17 protein-coding genes and 1 pseudogene are annotated in these 25,264 nt (G+C 62.9%); 3 read left to right on the top strand and 15 right to left on the bottom strand.

Annotated features, from left to right (window positions below; genetic code table 11):
- Window positions 1-34 precede the first annotated feature (34 nt).
- The 4 genes from hpnE to V1273_RS11650 all read right to left on the bottom strand — a co-directional run bounded on the left by hpnE (window position 35) and on the right by V1273_RS11650 (window position 3,431).
- On the bottom strand, window positions 35-1,288 hold the full coding sequence (gene hpnE / locus V1273_RS11665; protein WP_334409689.1) for a hydroxysqualene dehydroxylase HpnE: 1,254 nt from the start codon (window positions 1,286-1,288) through the stop codon (window positions 35-37).
- Window positions 1,288-2,127, bottom strand: a complete 840-nt coding sequence (hpnD, locus tag V1273_RS11660) for a presqualene diphosphate synthase HpnD (RefSeq protein WP_334367822.1) — start codon at window positions 2,125-2,127, stop codon at window positions 1,288-1,290. The genes hpnE and hpnD overlap by 1 nt, the downstream gene beginning before the upstream one ends.
- Window positions 2,124-3,002 (bottom strand): squalene synthase HpnC, encoded by an 879-nt coding sequence (gene hpnC / locus V1273_RS11655; protein WP_334367821.1) that lies wholly within the window; start codon window positions 3,000-3,002, stop codon window positions 2,124-2,126. The genes hpnD and hpnC overlap by 4 nt, the downstream gene beginning before the upstream one ends.
- Before the next feature lie 186 nt (window positions 3,003-3,188).
- On the bottom strand, window positions 3,189-3,431 hold the full coding sequence (locus tag V1273_RS11650) for a hypothetical protein (RefSeq protein WP_334367820.1): 243 nt from the start codon (window positions 3,429-3,431) through the stop codon (window positions 3,189-3,191).
- 426 nt (window positions 3,432-3,857) lie between these two features.
- On the opposite strand from V1273_RS11650, the gene V1273_RS11645 reads away from it, so the two are divergent.
- Window positions 3,858-4,361, top strand: coding sequence for a hypothetical protein (locus V1273_RS11645; RefSeq protein ID WP_334367819.1), 504 nt, complete (start codon window positions 3,858-3,860; stop codon window positions 4,359-4,361).
- A 68-nt stretch (window positions 4,362-4,429) separates the two neighbouring features.
- Here V1273_RS11645 and V1273_RS11640 read toward each other — a convergent pair whose 3' ends face one another.
- The 6 genes from V1273_RS11640 to V1273_RS11615 form a co-directional block, all read right to left on the bottom strand.
- Window positions 4,430-5,488 carry a hypothetical protein gene (locus V1273_RS11640; protein ID WP_334409688.1) on the bottom strand — a complete coding sequence of 353 codons (1,059 nt, stop codon included), beginning with the start codon at window positions 5,486-5,488 and terminating at the stop codon, window positions 4,430-4,432.
- 58 nt (window positions 5,489-5,546) lie between these two features.
- Window positions 5,547-7,937, bottom strand: a complete 2,391-nt coding sequence (locus V1273_RS11635; protein ID WP_334409687.1) for an efflux RND transporter permease subunit — start codon at window positions 7,935-7,937, stop codon at window positions 5,547-5,549.
- A 210-nt stretch (window positions 7,938-8,147) separates the two neighbouring features.
- Window positions 8,148-8,942: an ethanolamine ammonia-lyase subunit EutC gene (gene eutC / locus V1273_RS11630; RefSeq protein ID WP_334409686.1), complete on the bottom strand. Its 795-nt coding sequence runs from the start codon at window positions 8,940-8,942 to the stop codon at window positions 8,148-8,150.
- 5 nt (window positions 8,943-8,947) lie between these two features.
- Window positions 8,948-10,534, bottom strand: coding sequence for a B12-binding domain-containing radical SAM protein (locus tag V1273_RS11625; RefSeq protein WP_334383008.1), 1,587 nt, complete (start codon window positions 10,532-10,534; stop codon window positions 8,948-8,950).
- Between the two features lie 132 nt (window positions 10,535-10,666).
- Complete coding sequence (locus V1273_RS11620; RefSeq protein ID WP_334409685.1) at window positions 10,667-12,049, bottom strand: ethanolamine ammonia-lyase subunit EutB; 1,383 nt, start codon at window positions 12,047-12,049, stop codon at window positions 10,667-10,669.
- A gap of 163 nt (window positions 12,050-12,212) precedes the next feature.
- Complete coding sequence (locus V1273_RS11615; protein WP_334409684.1) at window positions 12,213-12,812, bottom strand: hypothetical protein; 600 nt, start codon at window positions 12,810-12,812, stop codon at window positions 12,213-12,215.
- Between the two features lie 452 nt (window positions 12,813-13,264).
- Here V1273_RS11615 and V1273_RS11610 point away from each other — a divergent pair.
- Window positions 13,265-14,976, top strand: a pseudogene (locus V1273_RS11610) (methyl-accepting chemotaxis protein).
- A 129-nt stretch (window positions 14,977-15,105) separates the two neighbouring features.
- Window positions 15,106-15,993, top strand: coding sequence for an alpha/beta fold hydrolase (locus V1273_RS11605; protein ID WP_334409683.1), 888 nt, complete (start codon window positions 15,106-15,108; stop codon window positions 15,991-15,993).
- Between the two features lie 93 nt (window positions 15,994-16,086).
- On the opposite strand, the gene V1273_RS11600 is transcribed toward V1273_RS11605, so the two are convergent.
- The 5 genes from V1273_RS11600 to V1273_RS11580 form a co-directional block, all read right to left on the bottom strand.
- The gene (locus V1273_RS11600) at window positions 16,087-17,787 is read right to left on the bottom strand and encodes a methyl-accepting chemotaxis protein (protein ID WP_334409682.1); all 1,701 of its coding nucleotides are present in this window, start codon (window positions 17,785-17,787) and stop codon (window positions 16,087-16,089) included.
- 54 nt (window positions 17,788-17,841) lie between these two features.
- Window positions 17,842-18,264, bottom strand: a complete 423-nt coding sequence (locus V1273_RS11595) for a cache domain-containing protein (RefSeq protein ID WP_334412195.1) — start codon at window positions 18,262-18,264, stop codon at window positions 17,842-17,844.
- A 226-nt stretch (window positions 18,265-18,490) separates the two neighbouring features.
- Window positions 18,491-19,369: a transglutaminase family protein gene (locus tag V1273_RS11590; protein WP_334409681.1), complete on the bottom strand. Its 879-nt coding sequence runs from the start codon at window positions 19,367-19,369 to the stop codon at window positions 18,491-18,493.
- Window positions 19,366-21,876, bottom strand: coding sequence for a circularly permuted type 2 ATP-grasp protein (locus V1273_RS11585; RefSeq protein ID WP_334409680.1), 2,511 nt, complete (start codon window positions 21,874-21,876; stop codon window positions 19,366-19,368). The genes V1273_RS11590 and V1273_RS11585 overlap by 4 nt, the downstream gene beginning before the upstream one ends.
- Before the next feature lie 28 nt (window positions 21,877-21,904).
- Window positions 21,905-25,183: a transglutaminase family protein gene (locus V1273_RS11580; protein ID WP_334383015.1), complete on the bottom strand. Its 3,279-nt coding sequence runs from the start codon at window positions 25,181-25,183 to the stop codon at window positions 21,905-21,907.
- Window positions 25,184-25,264: the final 81 nt, after the last annotated feature.

The raw sequence follows: 25,264 nt of genomic DNA, 5'->3' as shown, positions 1-25,264 counted from the left end.
TCTGTGAAGCCGGTCACGCAACTCGTCCTCAGGCCTAACGCCTCGCCAGGACCAGATCGGCGGCGCGATCGCCCGACCGTACCGATCCCTCGATGGTTGCCGGCAATCCGGTATCAGTCCAGTCGCCGGCGAGAAACAGGTTTTTGAAGGACGTCACCGCCCCCGGCCGCAGTGCGTTCTGCTCCGGCGTCGCCTCGAAGGTCGCGCGGCGCTCGCGCACGATCTGCCAGGGCGGCAATGGAGTTTCGCCCGGCAGGCCGGCGGCTTTGCAGACATCCCGCCAAATCGCCAGCGCGAGTTCTTCGCGCGGCATGTCGACGAGCCGGTCGCCATTGCTGATGGTGACCGACAGCCGCTGCGGGAATGCGAACAGCCACTCCACCAGCCCGCCAACGACGCCTAGAATCGGCGGCGCATCCTTGGGCGGATCGAAGCGGAAATGCGCGTTGACGATGGCGCGGAATTTCGACGGCGTCTTCAATCCCGGCAGCAGCGCCGCTGCAGGGCGCGGCGGCACTGCGAGTACCACGACGTCGTCGGGGCCGAGCGCGATGCTGTCGCCAACGAATTTCAGCTCGCCGATATGGCTCCCCTTCATCACGAGTTCGCGCAGCTCATGGCCGAGTTGGATCGAGGCGCCCTTGTCCTGCAAAAGCTTGATCGCCGGCTCGACCAGCACGGCGCTGAGGCCATCGCGCGCGATCAGCGGCCGGCAGGCATGCCCACCCGCCAGCAGCGTTTCCCGCACAATCGCGCCGGCTAGGCCCGCCGAACCCTCCGGCGGATCGACATTGAGCGCGGCCAACAGCAGCGGCTGCACCAGCCGCTGGTACAGCGTGCCCTTGCAGGGGATCGCATTGCCGACCAGCTTATCGGTCCCTGCCCAGATCAGCGGCATCAATGCGAGGTAATCGAACAGCTTCGTATCGGGGACGCGGCGCGCCTGGTCGAACACCCACAACGGCAACTTGCCGTCGCCAAGGTCGAGTTGCCAGCGCTGGCCGGTTGAGATGTCGACAAAGGGAAACTGCGCAAGCTTTGGCCCGACCAGCCCCGACTCGGTGCCGATCGATTTGGCGTAGGCCAGCGCATGGCGGTTGCCGGACAACAGCAAATGATTGCCGTTGTCGATCGTGAGGTTGGTGGCTCCATCGAAATAGGACCGGCAACGGCCGCCGGCCTGCTGGGTGGCCTCGTGGACATGCACCCGGTAATTGGCGTTGGCGAGCCGCACGGCCGCTGAAAGGCCGGAAATGCCGGCGCCGATGATATGAACGTTTTTCTGCATCAGATGATCGCGTATCGGAGAAGGATGGCGATTTTCGCCCATTTGTGGACGCGGACCGGCTCGCGCGGGGCGGCAAAGCCCCGGGCCAGCAGCAAGTCCAGGATCGCGCGGTAATATTTCGACATGATCCGCGGCGCGCGCACCACGCGCCGCGAATTGCGTTTCATGATTTCGTCGGCTTTCTCGAAATGCTTTTTCGCGCGCTCGGCCAGCGGCAGGCATACTTTCGGCAATGCGCGATCGACGATCACCCGCTGCGGATCGTCGGTCGTGATGCCGGCAAGCAGCAGGCCTTCGCGAGGCAGATAGAGGCGACCGAGGCCGGCGTCTTCATCGATGTCGCGCAGGATATTGGTCAACTGCAGCGCGCGCCCGAGGTGGTGGGCGAGCAGTATGCCGTCTTCCTCGGGCAGGCCGAACACGCGCACCGACAGTCGCCCGACGGCGCTGGCGACGCGGTCGCAATAGAGATCGAGGGTCGCAAGATCCGGCGCCCGGATGTCTTGCGGCACGTCCATCTCCATGCCGTCGACGACGGCGAGAAAATCCTCGCGCTTGAGACCGAAGGTTTTGACCGACGCGGCGTAGTCCTGCAGACGCGGCGGTGGGTGCCCCTGATACAGCGCATCGATATCGTCGCGCCATTGCTGGAGCGCGGCCAGCCGCTCGGGTCGCGGGCCGTCGGAATCGGCGATGTCGTCGACCTGACGGCAGAAGCTGTAGATCTGGAACATCGCCTCGCGCTGGTCGCGCGGCAGGATGCGCATCGCGGCGTAGAACGAGCTGCCGGACGCGGTGGCACCGTAATCTGCGTTGGCCGCCGCCGGATGCAACGTCATGCGTCGGCCGCCGGGTTTGCCTGGGGACGGCGTCCAATCGCGCGGCGGGTGACCTCGCCGGCGATGCCGCCGATGGTATGGCCGAGCAACTCCAGCTTGCTCAAATGCACGCGCTCGCTGAGCGGATCGCGCACTTTCAGCATGCCGACGATCTTGTCGGCAAATGCCTGGATCACTGCAATATCGAGTCCGAGCCGAAAATCCTTTACCGCGACACTCAACGACCTGCTTCCATTGAGGAGGGTTTCAGTCCGCACCGCGAGCGCATGGAGACATTGCAACAGCGCCGGCTGCGATTTCCCCTCGCCCAGCATCTCGACGGTGGCCCCGCTTGCTGCCAACGCATCGCGCGGCAGGTAGACGCGGTTGAGGTTTTTGTAGTCCTTGCCGCAGTCCTGCAAATGGTTGTTGATCTGTAGGCCCGCGCACAGCGCGTCGGAAGCGGCCCAGGTCGAGGTGCTCTCGCCATGAACGTCGAGCATGAAACGACCGACCGGCATGGCCGAATAGCGGCAATAATGAATGACGTCGTCCCAGTTTTCGTAGCGCAGCTTGGTAACGTCCATCCGGAACGCGACCAGCACGTCGAGCGCATGGCGCGGCGCCATCGCGCGCTCGGCCAAGGCACGGCGCAGATTGACGGCCTCCGCTTGCGTGTCGCCCTTGCCGAGCAGTTCGGCCTCGAGCAGGTCGAGATAGCGCAGCTTTTCTTCCGCGCTAAGGGTCGCGTGGTCGGCGATGTCGTCGGCAGTCCTGACGAAATTGTAGAATGCGAGGATCAGCGCCCGGTGACGCGGATGAATGATCCACGACGCGACAGGAAAATTCTCGTCGCGGTCGGTCTTTCCGGATCGCAGGTCGCTCGCGGTGGTCATCAAAAACTGGCTACATCAATCGGGATTGGCGGCATGCGCCGACGCTCGGCGCATGCGAGATCGCGAGCCCCATATAGGGGAATACGCTACCAAAACCAATGCTATATGGGCTTATTAACCCCGCCCGTGACGCGCGTCATAGAGCCGAACATGGCTTTTTCCGCGAGGATTGACGGGCGTAGCGCCTTATTGGCCGTTGTTCTTGAGAACCGTGTTGCAGGCCGCGCTGATCTTGGAGCGATTCTCCTTGAGACAGGCCAGGATCGTGAGGTCGCCCTGGTCGATGACCGGACGGCAGTGCTTCTGCACGTCACGGGTGCAGGCCTTCTGCTCCTCCGCCGTTCCGCTGCGCTGCTGCGGCTGCTGGGCGAAGACGCTCGTAGAAATCGAGATCGACAACAAGGTGAGGGCCAGGAGAGATTTACGCATCGTATTCCTTCATTTCGGCAGCATGAAATCCCGTTCCCGATTTGCGTTTCGGCTTCGCCGGGCGGATTTGTTTGGATGGCAGGTGCCGCGTAACGCAGCAACGTGTACAGGACAAGCATGGCAAATGCGGCTAAATTTACGGCGATCTCAGCGCGATAAATAACCGGCTGATATCTAAAGTGTATTTCTGCCACACTTTCTTGGAAATTGGTTCTTGCAGACGATCTAGCGCGAAGCTAGATGCTGCGCCGACGGAGCTGATGCAACGCCTTGATTCCCTTCGGTCGCTTGCGGCGTTTCTTCCTGCCGCGACCGCCGGAAACAGCATCCCGGTCATTTGAACCTAACATACTGCGGGAACACTAAATCTTCGATGCGGCGAGACCTATCTTTACGAAGAACGTCTATTTGAGGGGATGACTCACGATGAAACTGTTTGGTTCCAGCTTGCTCTGTCAGGCTCTTGCAACGGCCGGCGTCGGCGCCGCGCTGATGTTGTCGATCGCTCAAAGCCATGCGCAGGCGGGCGGCCCGTTTGCCGGCTTTGATGGAAACTGGAGCGGCACAGGCACGGTCGCGCTCTCCAACGGCACCACCGAGAACATCCGCTGCAAGGCCGACTACAAGGTCAACGCCAACGGGCTTGGCCTGAAGCAAAACCTGCACTGCGCCAGCGACAGCTACAAGTTCGATCTCTCGAGCGATGTCACCAGCCAGGGTGAACGCATTTCGGGCAACTGGAGCGAAAAGAGCCGAAACATCTTCGGCAATCTGCAGGGCACCGCCGGTGGTGGCCAGATCGACGTGTTTGTCGAAGCATCGGGATTTGCAGCCAACCTGAATCTGCGCACCACCGGCAACAAGCAGAGCGTGCAGATCGACTCCAAGGGCGAGATCCGCGGCGTCAAGATCACGATGACCAGGACCTGATACGGTTCTTGGAAGCAGTAGTGCCAATGGCGGCTTCCCCGGGTGCCGCCATTTTTATTTTCGGCAGCTCAGCGGAATTGCCACGCCCAATGCGCTTCGCCGCGGTCGCGGCGTTCCGTCACCTCGACACGCATGAAGCGATCATGCGCGAGCGCGGCCCCCACCCACAATTCGTTCCAGGCATCGAACACTTGAGGCGACAGCGCTTCACGTCCCGTCATCAGGCGCCACGAAATCTGGCGCACGGTTGCGCCCGAGCCTTCGACTTGCAGTTCCGCATCATCGTCCTGCCCCCGCGCAAGCCGGGCGAAGGCCTTGGCGAAACCCACCGCCCCCGCCTCCACGCCACCCAACAGCGCAGCGACGTCGTCGAAGGTGTGCATCCCGACGAGCCGCGCCGCGGCGCCGGCGAGATGGCCGCCCTCCTCCGGTCCGAGCACGGCAATCGTCTCCGGAACGACCGAGGTGATGTACTCCATCGCATAATTGCGAAGCACCTTCTGCAGCCGTTCCTCCGGCCACGTATTCTCCGGCAGGCGCGGCGCGAATTCGGCACGGAACGGCGGACAGCGTTCGCCCGGCGAAAACTGCAGTCGCTCCTCAGGCGCGAGATCGTGATCCCATTCCTTGTAGTAACCTTCGAGCCCCGGCTGACCGTCGACGGTCTGACCCGTGCAGACAAAGCCGAGCCTGGGATTGCCGAGCACGACGCCGTTGTTGGCATGCCATCCGCGCAACATCGCCCGCGAGACTTCCGAGGGGATTCCGCAAATGGCCGTGCCGGACCAGATCCAGCGCGGCGGTGGATAGCGCACCCAGGCCTTGGTGTCGCTCTCGTAGACATATTCGACCTTCACGCCGCCGACCTGGTTCGACAGATAGTGATATTGGGCGCACGCGACCGCATGCGGAAGCTGGTCGAGGCCGAGCTTCTTCAATCCGGGAAGGAAGCGCGCCAGTTGCTGGCGCCGGAAGGTGCGAAATACCACCTCGGCCGCGCGCGGCGCGCCGGCCCGCGACGCCAGCATCAGGATCAGCCCGGTGAGATAGGAATGATAGATGTGTTCGACCGCGCGGTAGGCGGCAGCGTCGGCCGCAGGGCGAGCGGCTAATCCTGCAGACGTCATTCCTCATCCCCTCTGCGGCTGCCGTTGGCCGGCAACCCCTATTGTTCAGCAGCGTTCGTTATTCGGCGGCCTTGTTCTCCGCCGGCTTGGCGTGACTGACGCCGCGAATCTTTTCCGACAGGCTGATCAGGAACATCGAGGTCGGCCGCAGGATAAAGAGGTCAGCGACCAGCGCTGCAATCATCGAGAACGCGCTGAGCCAGCCGAACAAGCGTAGCGACGGCAGGTCGGAGAACACGGTGACGCCGAGGCCGCAGGCCAGCACCACCGTGGTCAGAATCAGCGCCGGACCGACCAGCACGGTGGCGCGCTCAACCGCCAGTCCCGCGGTCACGCCCGGCTTGCTCTCCAGCCGCAAGCGGTTGAGGAAGTGGATGGTGGCGCTCAAGCCGAGGCCGAACGATACCGTCAGCGCGACGACGCTGGCGAATTGCAGCCCCTCACCCATTATCCAGAGCACCGTGCCCGATGCTACGACCGGAAAAATGCCGGGCAGGATGCAGGAGAACATCACCACGACCGAGCGGAATGCGAGGCCAATGAAGATCGCGACCAGCAGGAACTCGACCGTGAGGCCGGCATTCAGCTTCGAAATCATGTTGGCGCTGTTGCGGGCGGCAATCGCCGACAGGCCGGTGACCGCAATCTCATAACCTGGATGCTCGGCGCGCACCTTGTCCAGCGCCTTGTCGAGCTTGTCGACCACGGGAAGGATTTCGCTCGAATCGAGATCGGGCACACGTCCTGAGACCACCACCGCATCTTGTTCGGCCGAGATGAAGCGACGGACCAGATGTTCCGGGATGACGCTGACATATTCCTTCAGCGTCGCGACGTCGTTGCTGCCGGCCTTTTCGGCGAGCCAGCGGCGCAGCGTTTCCAGCGACCAGACGTTGCCGACGCCGGCCGACTTCTCGACCATCGAGTGGACGTCGGCGATCGTCTTCAAGGTTTCCGGCGCGTAGAGCGAGGCGCCTTTGGGGAATTCGATCAGCACGTCGATCGGGTTGGCGCCGGTGAGCTTGGCGTCGAGCCGGCCCGATGCCGCCACCGCCTGCCGCTTGTCCGGCACCTGGTCGGCGAGCCGGTAGCGCGGCTCCAGCGTGGCGTAGATGTAGCCCAGCGCACCGACGAAGATCAGCGCGATCAGGCTGAACATGCCGGGGCGGCTGACCATGCGGACCGCAATCCAGTAACAGAAATTGCGCAGCGCCTGCACGCCGGCGTCGGCGCTCTGGAACTTCACCGCAAAAATCTTCTCGTTGCGGACGAACAGCACGCCGAATACGGGCACCAGCGACAGCACGGCCACCAGCGCGATGATGGTGGCGGCAAGACCGGCCTCGCCGAATTTGCGGATCAGTTCGGAATCGGAGAATTGCAGCGCGATGAAGGAAATGCCGGCGGTGCCATGGGTCAGCACGCAGGCCGGGCCGACTACCAGCACGGCGTTGGTGAAGGCCTTCAGCTTGTCCTGGCCGGCAATGAGGCGGTCGCGCGCCGCGAACGTCAACTGCATGGAGTCCGAGAAGCTGATCACCATGATGAGCGGCGTCATCACGTTCAGGAACATGTTGAGGTTGAAACCGGCCCACCCGAGGCCACCGAGCGCGAGCAGGATCGCGATGATCGGCGGGAAGGCCGCAACCACCATGAACGATATCTTGCGGAAGAAAACGATCGCGATGATGCAGCCGGCCAGGATACCGAGAATGTTGTAGGTCAGCCCGTCGCGCTTGACCGCGTTGCGGATCTCGAGCTGCATGACGGGAACGCCGGAAAGCTGGGCGTTGAGCCCGCTGCCGGAAAGATCCTCGGCCATGATCTTCCGCATTTCGCCGACCACCGTGCCGAGATCGTTCGAGGAAACGACCTTCGGCTCCAGCGACAGCACGATCAGCGCCAGCGTGCCATCCTCGGACAACAGCTTGCCGCGAATGATCTCGTTGGTCTTGACGGTCTCGACGAACTTGTCGTAGGCGGCGCCCTGCGGCAGTTCGGGCGGGAACAGCGCGGCCGGCAACTTGCCGGGCTCCGGCGCCTGACGCGCCGAAAACAGCGAGACCAGGCCGCGCACACCCTCGACCAGTTGCAGGTCGGTGACCATGTCGCGGATCTTTTCGAGGTTCTCGCGGGCCAGCAGCGTCTTGCCCTCGACCACGACCAGCACGTCGAATTCGGTCGCCGGAAAGCGCTTGGTCACGGCCTCATATTGCTTGAAGTCCTTGGAATCGGAACGGAACAACTGGCTCAGCGAGTCGTCGATCTTGATGCGCTGGATGCCGAAGATCGCCGCCACGATCAGCACCGCGAGAATGACCATGGACAGGATCGGCGCCTTGATCGCGATCAGCCCCATGCGCTCGAGCCCGAAGGCGATGCTCTTGCCCTGCGGCGGCTCCTCTATGGCTGCGACGTGGACGCGACTTTCCGAGTTCTTGTCGAGCATACCCTGTCCAGTTCTCACGTCGGCCTGTTTGTGTAGCTTGGTTTTTTGTGCAGCTTGGTGGCGCGAATACGGCTTTGCCAGCCCCTATCCGATCGGCACTAGCCCTTGAAATCACGCGGTAAATTAACCGGCGCCGTTTTACAGGCCCGAACCTGATCCGGCAAGCGCGCGCGGCAGGGCAAATCGGGACGCAAATGTCGAAAATGCGCGTTAAGTCTCTGATTTGCCACACCTGCCAGCGCCACCGGCGGCGATCAGCGCGGTTCCGCTTTCGTCCTTCAGCGCCACGCCCGTGACCTGGCGCGCGATGCCTTCACGCACCAACCACGCGATCTTGAAGGCGGCCTCATCGTAGCTCAGGCCTGCGCCGCGGATATTGGACACGCAATTGCGCTTCTCGTCGGTGAGGCCGCCGCGCGGCGCAAAGGTCAGATACGCGCCGAGACTGTCGGGGGCCGACAGGCCGGGCCGCTCGCCGATCAGCATCACCACCATCTGCGCGCCGAGCACGGCGCCGATCTCGTCGCCCAGCGCCACGCGTGCGCCGGAAGCGACCACGACGTGGTCGCACCGGATCCCGGCGTCCGTCAGGCGCGGAGCAAGATGGCGGACCAGCTCGACCGCGTGGACATTGACGGCCGCCGACGACAGCCCATCGCCGATCACGATCACAACCTGGTTCGCACCGCCGCCCTGCTTTTCCAGTGCGCGCCGCGAATCCGGGTCGAGCATGCGTCCGAGATCGGGGCGGCGCAGATAGTCGCGCCGGTTGCCCGCCTGACTGGAAACCTCACTGACCTGCAGGTCGAGGCCGGCCAATCCGGCAATCAGATGCTCCACATCGAATGCGGCATGCACGGCATCGCGCGCGCGTGCGTGGTCGAGGGTGAAGGCAAGCAGCGCGTCGGTCGGCATGCTCGCGCCGGAGCGGCCGAGTCCGACGCGCGCCGGCGTCAGCTTCCGCAGGGCTTCGAGCGAGCGGGTCGGCGGTGTCGGCGTTTTCATGAGCCTTACTCGGCAGGCACGGAGGCCTCGCGCAGCCGGATCGAATAGTTCGATGCATTCTGCTGGCCGCCGGACGCCGCGCGCGCGAACTTGATCAGATGATGCGCGATCGTGGCCGAACCGATCAGCCCTTCGAGATCGCCGCGCCTGAGGCGCCCGATCGCGAATTTCCAGAACACGCGCCTGTAATCGCTGAGCACACCGACCTGCCAGAAGATGTTGCGCAGCATGATCAGCGCGCGCCTGATGTTGGGCCAGGTCTTCATTTCAGGCGCGACCGGCACCTTGATCCGGTTGGCGTAGGTATAGTCGCATTGATACTGGTAGCGCGCATAGAGCTTCTCGGGCTGGAAGGCGACCTCCATGCATCGCTTCCAGGAATTGATGACCTGGTCGTAGGGCATCAGGAATTCGACGTTGGAATCGCGGCTCTCGTCATCGTTGAGCCGGCCTTCGCGCTCCAGCCGGTCCCACAGCGGCGTCTTCGGCAGCGCCTGCAGCAGATTGATCGTCAGCAGCGGAATCCGCGATTCATCGACGAAGTTGAGCAGTGCGTCCGCCGTGCCCGGCTTGTCGGTGTCGAGACCCATGATGATGCCGGAGACGACCTCCATGCCGTAGGAATTGATGGTGTGGATGCCTTCGTGGATCGGGACCATCATGTTGTGGTCCTTGTGCATTGCGTGCAGCGCGTCGGGATCGGGCGTCTCGATGCCACAGAACACGGTGACGAACCTCGCCTCGCGCATCTTCTCCAGGATCTCGGGCCGCTTGGCGATGTTCAGCGTCGCCTCGCACGCCAGCCGCACGACGTAGCCTGTCCTCTTCTGCCATTCGATCAGATGCGGCAGCAAATCCAGCGTGGCCTTGCGATTACCGATGAAATTGTCGTCGACGAAATAGACCGTATCGGTGATGCCGCATTCGCGCATCCTGTCCAGTTCGGCAACGATCTGCTGCGGCGTCTTCAGGCGCGGGTTGCGGCCATAGAGCCCGGGGATGTCGCAGAACTCGCACTGATAGGGGCAGCCGCTCGAATACTGGATGCTGCCGAGCAGATACTTCTTCACTTCCGCCAACTCGTAGGCCGGAATCGGAAACTCCGTCATCGACAGGCGTTCGCTGGTCGTCAGCACCACCTGCTGCTCGGGACGCGAAGGGTCGCGCGCCAGCCGCGCGATCAGTTCATTGGTGGCGTCGCCGAGTTCGCCGACATGGAGATAGTCGAACGAGGGATAGTAATCCGGGCACGCGCTCACCGACGGGCCGCCGATCGCGACCGCAAGATCGAAGGCATGCGCGCGGCGGCAGATGTCGTTCATCTGCTGGCGCTGGATGTGCATGCCGCTGACGAACACCGCTTCCGCCCATTCGAAGTCTTCCTTGCTGGCGGGGCGAATGTTCTCGTCGATGAAACGCACCTGCCAGTTTGCCGGGAGATAGGCCGCGATCAGGAGGAGGCCCTGTGGCGGCATGAAAGCCTTCACGCCAGCGGTCAGGGGATAGGCGTATTCGAACGTGCCGAAAGAAGACGTATAGCGCGGGAAGACGCACAGGATACGCCGTACCGTTCCAATGCCTTCAGCTCTCATCAAATTTCCTCAAGGCTGACATGAATTTAAGCACGACATTGAAAGTTGGGCCAGAAATTCTTCAATATTGTGACTGTGACTTCTAACTCGCTTTGGGTTCAATTGGTTGCACGAAAATCTGCAGGCCGGAGTTCAGGCGATCAGCCGCGAGGCAAATTCGGGCAGCAGGCCGGCGTTGCCGGCAAGCCGGAAATTGCCGTCCGCGAGGCCTGATCGGACCAGCCAATCGTCGAACTCGGGCGCTCGCTTCAAGCCGAAGAGGTCCCGGACGTAGAGCGCGTCGTGGAACGAGGTCGACTGATAGTTCAGCATGACGTCGTCGGCGCCCGGCACGCCCATGATGAAGGTGACGCCGGCGGCGGCCAATAGCGTCAGCAAATTGTCCATGTCGTCCTGATCGGCTTCGGCATGGTTGGTGTAGCAGACGTCGACCCCGAGCGGCAGGCCGAGCAGCTTGCCGCAGAAATGGTCCTCCAGGCCGGCGCGGATGATTTCCTTGCCGTCGAAAAGATATTCCGGACCGATGAAACCGACCACGCTGTTAACCAGCAGCGGATCGAACGCGCGCGCCACCGCGTAGGCCCGCGCCTCGCATGTCTGCTGGTCGACATTGTGATGGGCGTTGGCCGACAGCGCCGAACCCTGCCCCGTCTCGAAATACATCAAATTTTCGCCGACCGTGCCGCGGCGCAGCGACAGCCCCGCCTCACGCGCCTCGCGCAGCAGCGCGAGATCGACACCAAAACTGCGATTGGCAGCCTCCGTTCCGGCGATCGACTGAAACACCAGATCGACCGGCGCACCCTGCCCGATCAATCCAAGCGTCGTGGTGACATGCGTGAGCACGCAGCCCTGCGTCGGGATCTGCAGCCGCGAGATGATGCCGTCGAGCAGCCGCAGCAACTCGCCGATCACGGCGGGATCATCGCTGGCCGGATTGATACCGATGCAGGCATCGCCCGATCCCAGGAGGACGCCGTCGAGGATCGAAGCGGTAATGCCCTTGGCGTCATCGAAGGGATGGTTGGGCTGCAGCCGCACGCTCATCCGCCCCTTCAGGCCGATGGTGTTGCGAAAGGCCGAGGTTACCGCGCATTTCTTGGCGATCAGGATCAGATCTTGGTTGCGCATCAGTTTTGAGACGCCGGCGGCCATTTCCGGCGTGATCCCGCGCGAGACCTTCGCCAAAGACTCGCTTGTTGCGGCGTCGGAGAGCAGCCAGTCGCGGAAGCCGCCGACGGTCAGCGACGATATGGCAGCAAAGCCCGGGGCATCGTGGCTGTCGATGATCAGCCGGGTGACCTCGTCATCCTCATAGGGAATGACGGCCTCGTTGAGGAACTGCTTCAGCGGCACGTCGGCGAGCGCCATTCGCGCTGCGATCATCTGTTCCGCGCTATCGGCCGCGACGCCGGCAAGACGGTCGCCGGATCGCGGCGGTGTCGCTTTGGCGAGCAGCTCGCGCAAACCGTCGAACGCATAGGTGGTGGCACCGATGATCTGCCGATAGACCATGCTGACCTTCCTGCGCCGTACCCGCTCCATTGCCTGGCTAGTCTATGCCGGGCGACCAGCCAAGGCTACAGGCGCAATCAGCGGAGTGTCGGCTTCATCCGGGCTTCAATCCGCTCGAGGCCGCGCGGTGGACGGGACCAGCGATCAGGGTCCCCGCCTGTGACTAATCCAGCGTACCAAAATGGCGGATCGAAAAGCTTATTTGATAAGCCACCGCGCTGAGCGCAAACAACATGTGAAATTTTGGGTTGCGCGTTCTCGCGGCTACCACGGACAGCAATATGAATGCGCTGGTGGCGACGAGATATTCCAGTCCCAGCGATCGCAGATGCGCTTCGCCCTTTATCCAGGTATCGACCACATCGAGGGCTTCCGTGAGGGCCGCAAAACCAAAGAACCAGCGGCGGCGGGAGAGAAAGTAATCCTCGTAGCCCTTATATTCATCGAGATCCTGCGGGAAAAGCAGAACGCTCAGGAAATAGTACATCGATGCGTACACGCAAACGAAGAAGTAAAGGCCGTACGTCCAGTGCTGGATGTGGCTCAGCCGAAACTCCCACCACCAGAACGCGACCACGTTCAGGAGCGTCCAGGCGACCCAGCCAAGATGTACAGGCCAAATCGGGTAGCGACCGGGGTGCTGGACCAATGCCGCGATACCACTGACCAGACGCGTGACGCTGAGCCCGAGGATCAGGGCGATCAGCACGCGCACGTGGAGATAGAGATCGAGATTGCCCGGCAAGGCGGCACTTTGAGTCATGAGTCCCAATTCTCACGCATAATCGGATCAGCGCGGCGCCACCTTCGCCGTGCTCGCTGTCTAACTAGCTTGATTCGCGCCACGGCTGCTTGCCAATGCGAACCGTCCTTCGGAGGCTCAGGCGCGCTGCGCCGTCATGGCGGTACCGTCTTGTCGGGCAGTTGCGGGACCCGGGCTTCTTCCGCCGCGCCAGCCACCTCCAATTGCGCGGATATACCAAGGCCCGTTGCAGTCGCACCGACATGCCGAATTTTCCCGGCGACGCATCCCGCGACATCCAAGTAATCGTTTGAAGTTACTCGATGATTTGCCGTTAGTTGCGGTTCTACGAACTTCGCGCGTTAAGACATTCTCCACCAAAATTCAGCACATTGCCTACGCTGACGGCATTCCCTGGATCTCATCCGGCGTGCCGATACGGCTGAATTTCCCCTAGTTATTTTGGTGGCGCCATGGCATCCCGATTTTCGCTTGCAGCCAAATTGTATTCGATCTTCGCGCTGTTCGCGTTGCTCGTCGCAGCCATCACGGCCTTATCCGATTACAACACCCGTCAGAATGCGGCCCTTACCGAAGAGGTCTCGATCGCGAGCCGCGCCGCGCTCAACGTCGAGCGCATCAATTCGCTGGTCTATGCGGTCGTGATGGAATCCCGCGGCATCTACATGTCGACGGAACCCGCCGTGGTGAAGAAGTACGGCGACGGGCTGCTCAAGTTCAACGAGCGTATTCTCGATGTGGTCAAGAACTGGGAAACGCTGGTCCAGGCCGACGACGCCCAGCAGTTCGCCACCTTCAAGAAGCGCATCGAACAGTTCGTCGACTTCCGCAAGGAGCTGGTTCGCCGCGGCGTCGAGATCAACGGGGCTGCGGGGCGTGAATGGGGCGACAACGACGCCAACCGCCAAGTGCGCACCGCGCTGAATAAGGATCTCGAGGCGCTCTCCAAAGTCTATGCCGAACGCAGCAGGAGGCTGGCCCAACAGACCGACACCAACCATACGATGGCATTTATCCTGACTTGCCTCGGCTTGTTGGCGCTGGTGGTAGTCGTCCTCGGCGTGCTGATCATTTCCCGTTCGATCGCGCGCCCGCTCTCGGTGATCACCGCCACCATCACTACAGGCAGGTTGCCGACGGCGCCGAAGGCGTCGAGGTTCCGCATGCTGAACGCGCCGACGAAATCGGAGCGCTCGCCCGTGCCATCAAGATCTTCCAGGAAGCGATGGATCGCAACCGCAACCTCAATTCGCAGGTGCTGGAGGATTCCAGGGCGCGTGACGAGCGCACCCGCCACATCGAAGCCTCGGTCGATGCGTTCCGGGAAGCGATCGGCGGCGTACTGCGCGCGGTCACCGACAATGCGACCGCGATGCGCGGTACCGCCCAGACCATCGCCAGCGTCTCATCGGAAGCAAGCGGACGCGCGGTGGCCGCCAACGGTGCGACCGAACAGGCCTCCAGCAACGTCTCCGCGGTCGCGAGCGCTGCCGAAGAGCTTTCCGCTTCCGTCGAGGAAATCGGCCGCCAGGTGCGCCAGTCGGCCAACGCCGTCGAGCAGGCGGGCCAGCGCACCGAGAAATCGGTCTCCGAAATCGAGGGGCTTGCGGCTGCGACCCAGCGGATCGACGGCGTGCTCAACCTGATCCAGGCGATCGCCGAGCAAACCAACCTTCTCGCGCTCAACGCAACGATCGAAGCCGCGCGCGCCGGCGACGCCGGCCGCGGCTTCGCCGTGGTCGCCCACGAGGTCAAGGCGCTGGCCGAGCAGACCGCCAAGGCAACCGCCGAAATCGGCCAGAACGTCGGCCTGATCCAGACGTCGACCAAAACCTCCGTCGAAGCGGTCCGCGAGATCGGCGCCGCCGTGCGCGACATCAACGAGGTGACTTCCATCATTGCCAGCGCGATCGAGCAGCAGGATGCGGCGACGCGTGAAATCTCGGCGAACGCGCAATTGGCGGCGCAGGGCAACGGAACGCTGGTCGTCAATATCGGATCGCTCAGCGACGCCATCGGCACGACGAGCACGGCGGCGACTTCGGTCCTTACGGCATCCAGCGAGCTGACGGCCACGGCCGAAACGCTGTCGCGCGAGGTCGAAAAATTCTTCCGCAACCTGCGTGCGGATTCGTCAGAGCCGGCGCGCAAGACCGGCACGTAAGCCGGCGGCATCTGAGGCTGGGCAATAGTGGTGGCGTGTGAAGCATACAACAGACAGATGACCGTTTTCGGATCATAATCCTCCCATTCGTCGAAGGGCAAACCTCCAGATACACAGATGGAGACGAGCATGTTCCGAGGCGTCTTAGGGGCTGCAACATCGATATTTCTAGCGGCAACAGCTACCGCTCAAGATGTGAAGCGAATTTCAGTAAACGGTACTGAGCTTGCCTATGTCGAATTGGGGCGAGGCGATCCGGTCATATTTGTTCATGGTGGCCTGCAAGACTACCGAATGTGGGCCGGTCATCTTCCGAAATTCGCCGACCGCTATCGCGCCATCGCGTACAGTCGCCGCAACAATTTCCCGAACGAGAGCAGCCCGGAAGGGATGCCAGACGGAGCCGCCGATGCCCACGGCGAAGACCTCGCAGCCTTGGTGCGCGCGCTCGGACTGTCAAAGGTTCGGGTGGTGGCGCATTCTTCTGGGGCGCACGCGGCTCTTTTTTTCGCCGCGTCGCACCCGGAAATGGTAACCAGTCTCGCTCTAAACGAACCGCCCGCGGCAGGCATGTTGGCTGGTACCTCCGATGGAGCTGATGTACTTAAAGAGTTCGGCGGCAAACTGGCCGCGGCGAGAGAAGCCATTAGGGCTGGGAATGCCGAAATTGGTATTCCGCTTTTCGTAAATGGAGTAGGTGGCGCTGGGGCCTATGAGCGCCGTTCCGATGTCGATAAGCAAATGAATTTGGATAATTTTGCGACCTACCGGGCTGACGCGATGACGAAACGCCCGAGACCCGTCTTCACCTGCGATATGGCCAAGACCATCAATGCGCCGACGTTGCTGTCAAATGGTGAGTCGAGCCCGAAGTTCTTTCACAGGATTATCGATCAGCTCGCGAGCTGCCTGCCTAACCAGGAGCGGACAACTATCGCCGGCAGTTCGCATACCGTCCCCTCCGAGAAACCGGATGCGTTCGACCAAGCCGTGCTGGCATTTTTCAGTAGGCATTAGTTGTTCCTTGTGACGTCGAGGATTCGCAACAATCACTCGATCGATGATCCGCTGATGGCCGCTCCTGCAAGGCGCGAACGTGGGCCCTACGGCTTAAGCCGACCGCACGGTTGCGAGAAACTTGCCCACCTCGGCCTTGAGGCGCTTGTTTTCGTTGGAGAGCAGTTGCGCGTTGGCCAGCACCTGTGACGATGCCGTGCCGATTTCGCCGGCGCCACGGTTGACGTCGGCGATGCTGGTCGCGACCTGGGTCGAGCCCTCTGCCGCCTGCTGCACGTTGCGCGCTATTTCCTGGGTGGCAGCGCCCTGCTCCTCGATGGCAGCAGCGATCGCCGCGGCGATTTCGGAAACCCGGCCGATGGTGCCGCTGATCTCCTTGATGGCGTGCACCGATTCCTGCGTCGCCGATTGCATCTCGGCGATCTGAGTCGAGATTTCGCTGGTTGCCTTGGCGGTCTGGGTGGCGAGCGCCTTGACCTCCTGGGCAACCACCGCAAAGCCGCGGCCGGCGTCACCAGCGCGGGCGGCCTCAATGGTCGCGTTGAGTGCCAGTAGATTGGTCTGCTCGGCGATCGTGGTGATCAACCTGGTTACGTCGCCGATGCGGTTTGCCGCCTCCGACAATTCGATGATGCGGGCGTCGGTCTTTTGCGCCTGAACGACGGCCTCGTTGGCGATCCGGTTGGAATTCGCAACCTGCCTGCCGATTTCATTGACGGAGCTGGCCATTTCCTCGGTGGCGGACGCCACCGACTGCACGTTGCTGGAAGTCTCCTCGGAAGCCGCGGCGACCACGGTGGAGAGCTCCTGGGTGGCCACGCTGCTGTTGGTCAGGATCGCGGCGGAATTTTCCAATTCGGCCGAGGCTGAGCCAACGTTCTCGACGATATTGCCGACCGCGATCTCGAAACTCTCGGCCAGGTTATGGAGCTCGGCACGGCGGGCCGATGCCAGTTCGCGGTTCTTTTCCTCACGCTCCGCCGTCTCGCGTTCGGCCTTGGCGATCGCCTGCACCTTGAATTCCTGGATCGCGTGCGCCATCTGGCCGACTTCATCGCGGCGCTCAAGGCCGGGCAGTTGGACCTCGAAATGCCCGGCGGCAAGTTCGCGCATCGCCCTCGACATCGCCACGACGGGACGGGACGTACTTCGGCCGATCAAAAACGAAACCAGGATACCGGCAAGTGCAACCACCAGAAGGGCCGCCGTCAGCGTCATCTGTTGTTGCTCGAGCTTGATCCCGGCACGGGCAATCTCGCGATCCTTGCTATCGCTGCTATGGGCGATCAGGTCATCGACCAGCTTTTCAATGACGGCAAAATTGCGCTCTGCACCCTTGATGAATATCAGCGCCGAACCGGCGTCGCCGTCGGCCATCTCGATGGCGTTTTTCGATTGCTTGAGATAGCCCGCGACCGCAGCTTTCAGTTTGTCGAAAGTCTCCGGGCCGAGCCCGCCCTTGATGCCTTCGACGGCCTTCATCGCCTCGGAAATCTTGCCGGCCGCAGCCGAAGCCTCCTTGGCGACCGCAGCTACTTTCTTCTCGTCCTTTTCATTGGCTGCCGTGGCAGCAAGACGATAGAGCTTGGCGTGCGCCGTCCACACCGTTGTGGTGAGATCGTTGGCCAGCTCCGATTGCCGGACCGGACCGAACACCAACGCGTCAACGGCGGCCTGATTCGACCGCAACGTTTGCAACGCGTAGGCGCCGAGCCCGATCAGGACGGCGATCAGGAACGCGGGAGCGAGCTGGACTTTCCATGAAAGGCCAATGTTCTTGATCCAGCCGAGCATGTCACCCCTTCAGTGCGGCGATCGCCGCACAACAACGCAAACGCTTGATCGGGGTCAGAGCTTGTAGACGCCTGCGCAGACGGCCGTGTTATCCAGCTTCTCGCAGTACATTTCCTTCGGCTCGACCTTCTTGCTCACCGGATTGACGAACTTGTAATCCTGCCAGAACGAAGGCTGCTTGGCGGCGAGTTCGACGCGTTCCTTGACGTAGAGCTTGCCGTCGACATCCTGCGCGTCGATCAGATCCTTGCCGACGAACTTCTCGTTCGAGCCGTGAGCCAGCACTTTGCCGTCGAGCTGATAGACCACGACATAGAGATCGCGGTCGCGGAACCTGCTGGCCTTGTTGGTGAGCTCGGGATACGCCTTTTCGGGTCCCTGCTCCTTGATGAAGGTAACGGCCTGCTTGACCATGGCAACGGCTTCATCCTTGGTTGCGCCGCCGCCCGCGCTGGCGCTACCGCCGAAAACAAGCATGGCTGCCACGGCGGAAACGAAAGGCTTTGTTGACCAATTGTTCACGATTATCTCCTGGCTAGGTGGACGCAACTTGCAGGCGCGGTTCCGCGCACGTCATGCTGGCGACAAAAGTGCAAACCTTCCGTTAAGGTGCCTATCCGTAGTGCAGCGGAGATTAGCGCGGCTTGCCCGCTGCGGCGGGACAACCAATTCTTAAGAAGTCCGGCATCGAGGCATTCCAGCCTCATTCCACCAGCAGCACGTCCACGGCGACGTTGAGCTTCTGCTTGGGCGATCCGACGATGATGCCGTCGACCGGCGAGACGTCGGAGAAGTCCCTGCCGATCGACAGGACGATATGATCGTTCTCGACCAGGAGGTCGTTGGTCGGATCGAAGCCGACCCAGCCAAGCTCGGCGCCGCACCAGACCGAGACCCAGGCGTGGCTGGCGTCGGCGCCCTGCAGCCGCGGCTGGCCGGCAGGCGGAACGGTGCGCAGATAGCCGCTGACATAGGCCGCCGGCAGGCCGAGCCCGCGCAGGCCGGCAATCATCACATGGGCAAAGTCCTGGCAGACGCCGTGGCGCTTCTCGAACACTTCCTTAAGCGGCGTCGAAATCACGGTGGCCTTGGAGTCGTATCTGAAATCGCTGCGGATGCGGCGCATCAGGTCGACGGCGCCCGTGAGGATGCCGCCGCCCGGCGCGAAGCTTGGCGCGGCATAGGCAGTGAGCGGCGCCAGCACCGGCACCAACGAGCTCGCAAAGACGTACCCGACCGGCGAAGCCGGACCGAGGCTGGTAGCCTCAAAGGCCCCGTCGCGGATTCGCTCCCAGGGCGGGCTGGGTGCCGCGCGACCAGGCGCCAGACGCGCGACCGAAACCCGCGAGCGGGAATCGATCCGCAAATTGCGATGCGCGGTCTCGATCAGCACGCTCTCGGTATGCGTTCCGAAAAAGTCCCGTCGCACCGTGCGTTCGGCCGGCCGCGGCCGGATTTCGGCCACGTGCGAGATCAATTGCTGACCGTCGTCGGTTCGCGGCTCCAACCGCAGCGAGCAGCGCGCAAAACTCACCGGGCTCTCGTAAGCGTAGGTCGTGACGTGACGGATGTCGTAGATCACGCGAGGCCCGTGAGCTTCTCCGGCCGGCTCGCATTGGGCCCGTGCGGGAAGTAGTGCAGGCCGATGGCGTCGGCCAGATTGAGCAGATCCTGTTCGAGCGCAAACAGCGTTTTCACATCCAGCGTCGCGGCCTCCGCCGTCGTCAGCGTTGCCTGCAACGCCACCGCCAGCCGCTGTGGCCGCTCGATCAAACCATGTTCCTTCAGGCTTGGCAGCGCCGCGATGTGGTCGTTGAGCGCTGCGACCTGAAAGGCGACCGAGCGCGGATTATAAGGGTCGAGCACGGCGAGGTCGCGAACCGGCGCCAGCGCCGGCCCGACCAGATAGCGCGAGCGGTAGGTGATCTGGCAATCCACCAGCGTCAACAGCGCGTCGAGGTCATCTTCGCCCGCTTCGTCATAGGCGAACTGCCGCGCGAACCGCGCGGTGTTGATGGCGCGCTCGGCGCGGCGGCCCATGTCGAGGAAGCGCCATCCGGCGGCGCGGTTCATGTTCTCCTGCGCCAGGCCGGCAAGGCTCGCCAGCTCCTGCAGCGTCAATTCAGCGGCGCTGACGATGCTGTCGTCGTCGTCGACCTGCAGCGCAAGGCGCTCCACCATCTCGGTGATGATCTGCCAGGCATCGGGCGAAAGCCGCTCGCGCAGCGAACTCGCAGTTCGCTGCACGGATCGCACCAGCGAAAGTGCAGAACCGAACTTCTCCTCGCTCTGCAGCGCTTCCGCGATGACCCGCGCCGGATTGGTCCGCGTCGCCTGCGAGGTAGCGCCCCAGGTCACGAGAATCCGCTGGATACGCTCGACCGAATGCAACGCGGTTGACGCTCCCTTGGCAGGGTCGCGCGTCGAGGTGCCAAGCGCACGGATCAGCCGCAGCGTCGCCTCGGCGCGTTCGAGATAGCGGCCGAGCCAGAACAGATTATCCGCGGCACGGCTCGGCACCACGCCGGCGATCCGCCTGATCCGCACCGTGTCGGCGCCGGGCAACAGCGTCGCCGACGATACGGCCTTGTCGGACACCACCCAGACATCCGCCGACCGCGCCCCGTCACCCATCGATACTGCACGCGCATCCGCCTGTTCGGCGATCCGGCAGAAGCCGCCGGGCAGGATGGTCCAGCCTTGCGGGGTAGCGGCGGCAAATACCCTCAGCACGAACGGCCGCGGCGCGATCCGACCTTGCTCCCACACCGGCGTGGTCGACAGGCGCACCAGTTCCTGGCCGACATAGTCGATACCGCGCTCGGTGATCGCCTGCCGGAGCCGGTCGCGCTCGGCTGGCGGCAACTCGCCGGCAAGCACGGGCGCATGGCTGGAAAAGCCGGGAACGGCCCGGCCATAGGCGCCCTCGATGACGAAATCCTCCAGCCGCGACAGCACTTCCTCACGCGCCGATTTCTGGCCGCACCACCACGTCGCGATGTGCGGCATGACCAAAGTCTCGCCAAGTAGGCGGCGGCACAGACTAGGCAGGAATCCGAGCAGCGCCCTCGCCTCCAATACGCCCGAGCCCGGCATGTTGGCGACGACGGCGCCGTCCTTGCGCAGCACATCGATCAGGCCGGGCACGCCGAGATGCGACGAGGCATCGAGCTCCAGCGGATCGAGGAAATTGGAATCGACTCTGCGCAACAACACGTCGAGCCGCTTCAGGCCCGCGACGGTGCGGATATGGATGCGGTCGCCGCTAACGGCGAGATCGTCGCCCTCGACCAGGAGAAAGCCGAGATAGCGCGCCAGCGTGGCGTGTTCGAAATAGGTTTCGCTGAAAGCGCCCGGCGTCAACAGGCCGATGCGCGGCTCGTCCCGGTCGGCGCTGGCGCGGAGCGAATCGCGGAACGCCTCGAAGAACGGCGCCACGCGCTCGACGTTCATCGACTTGTAGAGACTGGAAAAGGCGCGCGACAGCACCAAGCGGTTTTCCAGCGCATAGCCGGCACCCGACGGCGCCTGGGTGCGGTCGTTCAGCACCCACCAGCGCCCGTCGGGGCCGCGGCCGACATCGGCGGCATAGAAATGAAGATGACGCCCGCCCGGTGGTTTGACGCCGCAGACGGCGCGGAGATATTCATTGCTGCCGGCAATCGCGGCCGCGGGCACGGCACCATCGCTGACCAGCCGAGCCTCACCATAGAGATCGCGCAGAATCATTTCAAACAATTGGGCGCGCTGCGCGATACCCGTGGTCAGTTGCTGCCAATCGGCCTCGTCGATGATCAGCGGCAGATGGCTGAGCGGCCACAGCCGGTCGGCGGTTTCGCCAGGCGCGCGATAGGTGACGCCGGCCTCGCGCAGATGCCGGTCCGCGGAGGCGAAGCGGCGTTCGATATCTGGCGGCGAAAGTGCTGAAAAGGCATCGAAAAAGCGGGTCCAGGCCGCGCGCGGCGCGCCATCAGGCCCGATATATTCGTCGGGAGTGCCGGGCAGCCGCGCATAGTCGCGCGTCCATTGCGCCATCCGGCGCTGACCCGGACGGGCCTTGCTCTCCTGATTGCTGCCTAGGCCTGACATTCCGATTCCCCGAGACCGTCGCTTCCGATTAGATCAGGAGCGGCGTCCTCAAGTCGAGCGTCAAAGGGAATTCAATTGTGCGTTCCTCGGGCGGCGGCTCGATTCGCCCCGGGGTGTGGCCGTGATCCTGAAACCGGGCCAGCCGCCGCGCCTCCGCCTCATAGGAATTGACCGGCTTGGTATCGTAATTGCGGCCGCCGGGATGGGCGACGTGGTAGACGCAGCCGCCGAGCGAACGGCCGTTCCAGCTATCGATCAAGTCAAATGTCAGGGGCGCGTGGACCGGGATGGTCGGATGCAGCCCCGAGGCCGGCTGCCAGGCCTTGAAGCGGACGGCGGCCACGGCTTCGCCGGAGCGTCCCGTTGATGTCATCGGCATCCGCCTGCCGTTGCAGGTCACGACGTGGCGTCCCTCGACAAAGCCGGTTGCCTTGACCTGCAGGCGCTCCACGGAAGAATCGACATAGCGCACGGTACCGCCGGCCGAGCCCTCCTCGCCCAGCACATGCCAGGGCTCCAGCGCCTGACGCAATTCCAGCGCGACGCCGCCGTGATGGACACGGCCGAACACGGGAAAACGGAATTCGAGCTGTGCCGAATACCATTCCGGCGAAAACTCATAGCCGGATTGCCTGAGCTCATCGAGCACGCCGAGAAAATCCTCCCAGAGGAAATGCGGCAGCATGAAACGATCATGCAGCGCGGTTCCCCAGCGTACGAACTTGCCCTGCTGCGGCTCGCGCCAGAGCTTTGCGATCAGCGCGCGGATCAACAATTGCTGCGCCAGCGACATCCGCGGGTCGGGCGGCATTTCGAGCGCGCGGAATTCGACCAGCCCGAGACGGCCGGTCGGGCCATCGGGCGAATAGAGCTTGTCGATGCAGATTTCGGCGCGATGGGTATTACCGGTTATGTCGACGAGGATATGTCGGAACAGACGGTCGACCAGCCATAGCGGGGCTTCGATATCGGGCGGCGGCACATGCGAGAGCGCGATTTCGAGTTCATAGAGCCCGTCGTGCCGTGCCTCGTCGATACGCGGCGCCTGGCTGGTCGGGCCGATGAACATGCCGGAGAACAAATAGGACAGCGACGGATGGCGCTGCCAGTACAGCACCAGGCTCTTCAGCAAATCCGGACGGCGCAGGAACGGCGAATCCTGCGGTGTAGAGCCGCCGACAACGACATGATTTCCACCGCCGGTGCCGGTGTGGCGGCCATCGACAAGGAAGCGGTTGGCGCCGAGCCGGATCTTGGCGGCGTCTTCATACAGGCCGAAGGTGATGTCGACCGCCTCGCGCCAGCTTTGCGCCGGCTGTACGTTGATTTCGATCACGCCGGGATCGGGCGTCACCTTGATGACCTCGACGCGCGGATCGTAAGGCGGCCCGTAGCCCTCGACATAAACCGGTATCTGCAACTCTTCGGCAGTCGCCTCGACCGCCGCGATCAGATGAAGATAGTGTTCGAGCTTCTCGACCGGCGGCATGAAGGCGCACAACACGCCGTCGCGGATTTCGACCGAGGTTGCCGTGCGCACCGGCCTGAGTTTGCACTTTGCTTTCGGCTCTTGCGCTCGCCGTTGCGTGTCCCCTGCTTCAGGCTCCTTGTCTTCGGCCGCAAGCTCCAGCCGCGCTTCCATCGGATCCTGCTCGACGACATAAGGATATTCTTCCGGCGGAACATGCGGCAGCGACGCCATCGGCAGCCGGAGCCCGAGCGGGGAATCGCCTGGGATCAGAAACAAATGGCTGCGCCGGAATTGCCAGCGCTCGCTCATCCAGCGAGGACCATCGGCGTCCGCATGCTGGACCGGCAGCACGAACCCTTTCGGCTTGTCGAGCCCTTCATCGAACACCCGCGCCATGCGTGATCGTTCTTCGGGATCGGACAACTTGGAGTCGCCGGGATCGACATTGACCGGAAGTGCGGCTTCCTTTTGCAACCAATGCACGGGGTCTTCGTGCGCCGGCATCACGTAGCTGGCGTCGAGGCCGAGCCGCTTCGCGATGCCTTCCATCAGTTGCCGGGCGTCTGCGACATCGGCTTTGTGCGGGTTCTCAATCTTTGCGATCAGGTCGGCATTCTTCCAGATCGGCACGCCGTCCTTGCGCCAATAGAGTCCGAACGCCCAGCGCGGCAGGCTTTCGCCCGGATACCATTTACCTTGCCCGTAATGCAGTAACCCACCCGGCGCGAAACGCGCCCGCAGCTTTCGGATCAGCTCATCCGCCAGCGCCTGCTTGGTCGGGCCGATGGCAGCGATGTTCCATTCCGGCGATTCGAGATCGTCGATCGAGACAAAGGTCGGCTCGCCGCCCATGGTCAGCCGCACGTCGTCGCGCCTGAGATCGGCATCGACCTGCTCGCCGAGCCGATCGAGCCGCGTCCAGGATTCATCGGAGAACGGCCGCGTGATCCGCGGCGCCTCGCGGATGCGCCTGACGCTCATCTCGAAACCGAATTCGACATTGGCGAAGCCGGCGCTGCCCGAGATCGGTGCCGCTGAGCGATAATGCGGCGTGGCAGCGACGGGGATATGTCCCTCGCCCGTCAGCATGCCCGAAGTGACGTCGAAGCCGATCCAGCCTGCGCCGGGAAGATAGACCTCCGCCCAGGCGTGCAGATCGGTGAAATCGCTTTCGACCTCGCGCGGGCCTTCGATAGGATCGATATCGGGACGCAACTGCATGAGGTAGCCGGAGACGAAGCGCGCGGCGAGACCGAGATGCCGCAATGCCTGGATCAACAGCCACGCCGAATCGCGGCACGAGCCGGAACCCCGCGCCAGCGTCTCCTCCGGCGTCTGAATGCCCGGCTCCATCCGGATGACATACTTGATCTTCTTCTGAAGCTGAGCGTTGAGCTCGACCAGGAAATTGACCGTGCTGTCGGCCTCGCGCGGAATCTCCTTTAAGTAAGCCGCGAACAACGGCCCCTGCTCGGAGGTCGCGAGATAGGGTGCGAGCTCGGTCTTGAGATCGGCGGTGTACTGAAACGGAAAGGAATTGGCGTAGGGCTCGACGAAGAAATCGAAGGGATTGACGACCGTCATCTGCGCGGTGAAGTCGACTTCTATTCTGAGCTCCGACGCCTTCTCCGGAAAGACGAAGCGCGCCAGCCAATTGCCCTGCGGATCCTGCTGCCAGTTCACGAAATGATTGGCGGGCGTCACCTTGAGCGAATAGCTCAGGATCGGCGTCCGCGTATGCGGCGCCGGACGCAGGCGAACGGTCTGAGGGCCGAGATCGATCGGTCGGTCATATTTGTAGTGCGTGACGTGGTGTAGTGCGACGTAGATCGACACGGACCGGAGACTCCAGCGGCTTTTTTAAGCAGAACACCGGTTCCGAGCAGGATCAAGCATTAACAACGGGCACGAGGTGCC

Source organism: Bradyrhizobium sp. AZCC 1721, assembly GCF_036924715.1.
In the GTDB taxonomy this organism is placed as follows: domain Bacteria; phylum Pseudomonadota; class Alphaproteobacteria; order Rhizobiales; family Xanthobacteraceae; genus Bradyrhizobium.
The sequence above is the reverse complement of the archived record's forward strand: the minus strand, read 5'-3'. Positions and strand labels throughout refer to the sequence as shown.

Excerpts from the sequence above, each read along its gene's own strand:
- hpnE (WP_334409689.1), bottom strand. The coding sequence starts at position 1,288 with ATGCAGAAAAACGTTCATATCATCGGCGCCGGCATTTCCGGCCTTTCA.
- hpnD (WP_334367822.1), bottom strand. The coding sequence starts at position 2,127 with ATGACGTTGCATCCGGCGGCGGCCAACGCAGATTACGGTGCCACCGCG.
- hpnC (WP_334367821.1), bottom strand. The coding sequence starts at position 3,002 with ATGACCACCGCGAGCGACCTGCGATCCGGAAAGACCGACCGCGACGAG.
- V1273_RS11650 (WP_334367820.1), bottom strand. The coding sequence starts at position 3,431 with ATGCGTAAATCTCTCCTGGCCCTCACCTTGTTGTCGATCTCGATTTCT.
- V1273_RS11645 (WP_334367819.1), top strand. The coding sequence starts at position 3,858 with ATGAAACTGTTTGGTTCCAGCTTGCTCTGTCAGGCTCTTGCAACGGCC.
- V1273_RS11640 (WP_334409688.1), bottom strand. The coding sequence starts at position 5,488 with ATGACGTCTGCAGGATTAGCCGCTCGCCCTGCGGCCGACGCTGCCGCC.
- V1273_RS11635 (WP_334409687.1), bottom strand. The coding sequence starts at position 7,937 with ATGCTCGACAAGAACTCGGAAAGTCGCGTCCACGTCGCAGCCATAGAG.
- eutC (WP_334409686.1), bottom strand. The coding sequence starts at position 8,942 with ATGAAAACGCCGACACCGCCGACCCGCTCGCTCGAAGCCCTGCGGAAG.
- V1273_RS11625 (WP_334383008.1), bottom strand. The coding sequence starts at position 10,534 with ATGAGAGCTGAAGGCATTGGAACGGTACGGCGTATCCTGTGCGTCTTC.
- V1273_RS11620 (WP_334409685.1), bottom strand. The coding sequence starts at position 12,049 with ATGGTCTATCGGCAGATCATCGGTGCCACCACCTATGCGTTCGACGGT.
- V1273_RS11615 (WP_334409684.1), bottom strand. The coding sequence starts at position 12,812 with ATGACTCAAAGTGCCGCCTTGCCGGGCAATCTCGATCTCTATCTCCAC.
- V1273_RS11605 (WP_334409683.1), top strand. The coding sequence starts at position 15,106 with ATGTTCCGAGGCGTCTTAGGGGCTGCAACATCGATATTTCTAGCGGCA.
- V1273_RS11600 (WP_334409682.1), bottom strand. The coding sequence starts at position 17,787 with ATGCTCGGCTGGATCAAGAACATTGGCCTTTCATGGAAAGTCCAGCTC.
- V1273_RS11595 (WP_334412195.1), bottom strand. The coding sequence starts at position 18,264 with ATGCTTGTTTTCGGCGGTAGCGCCAGCGCGGGCGGCGGCGCAACCAAG.
- V1273_RS11585 (WP_334409680.1), bottom strand. The coding sequence starts at position 21,876 with ATGTCAGGCCTAGGCAGCAATCAGGAGAGCAAGGCCCGTCCGGGTCAG.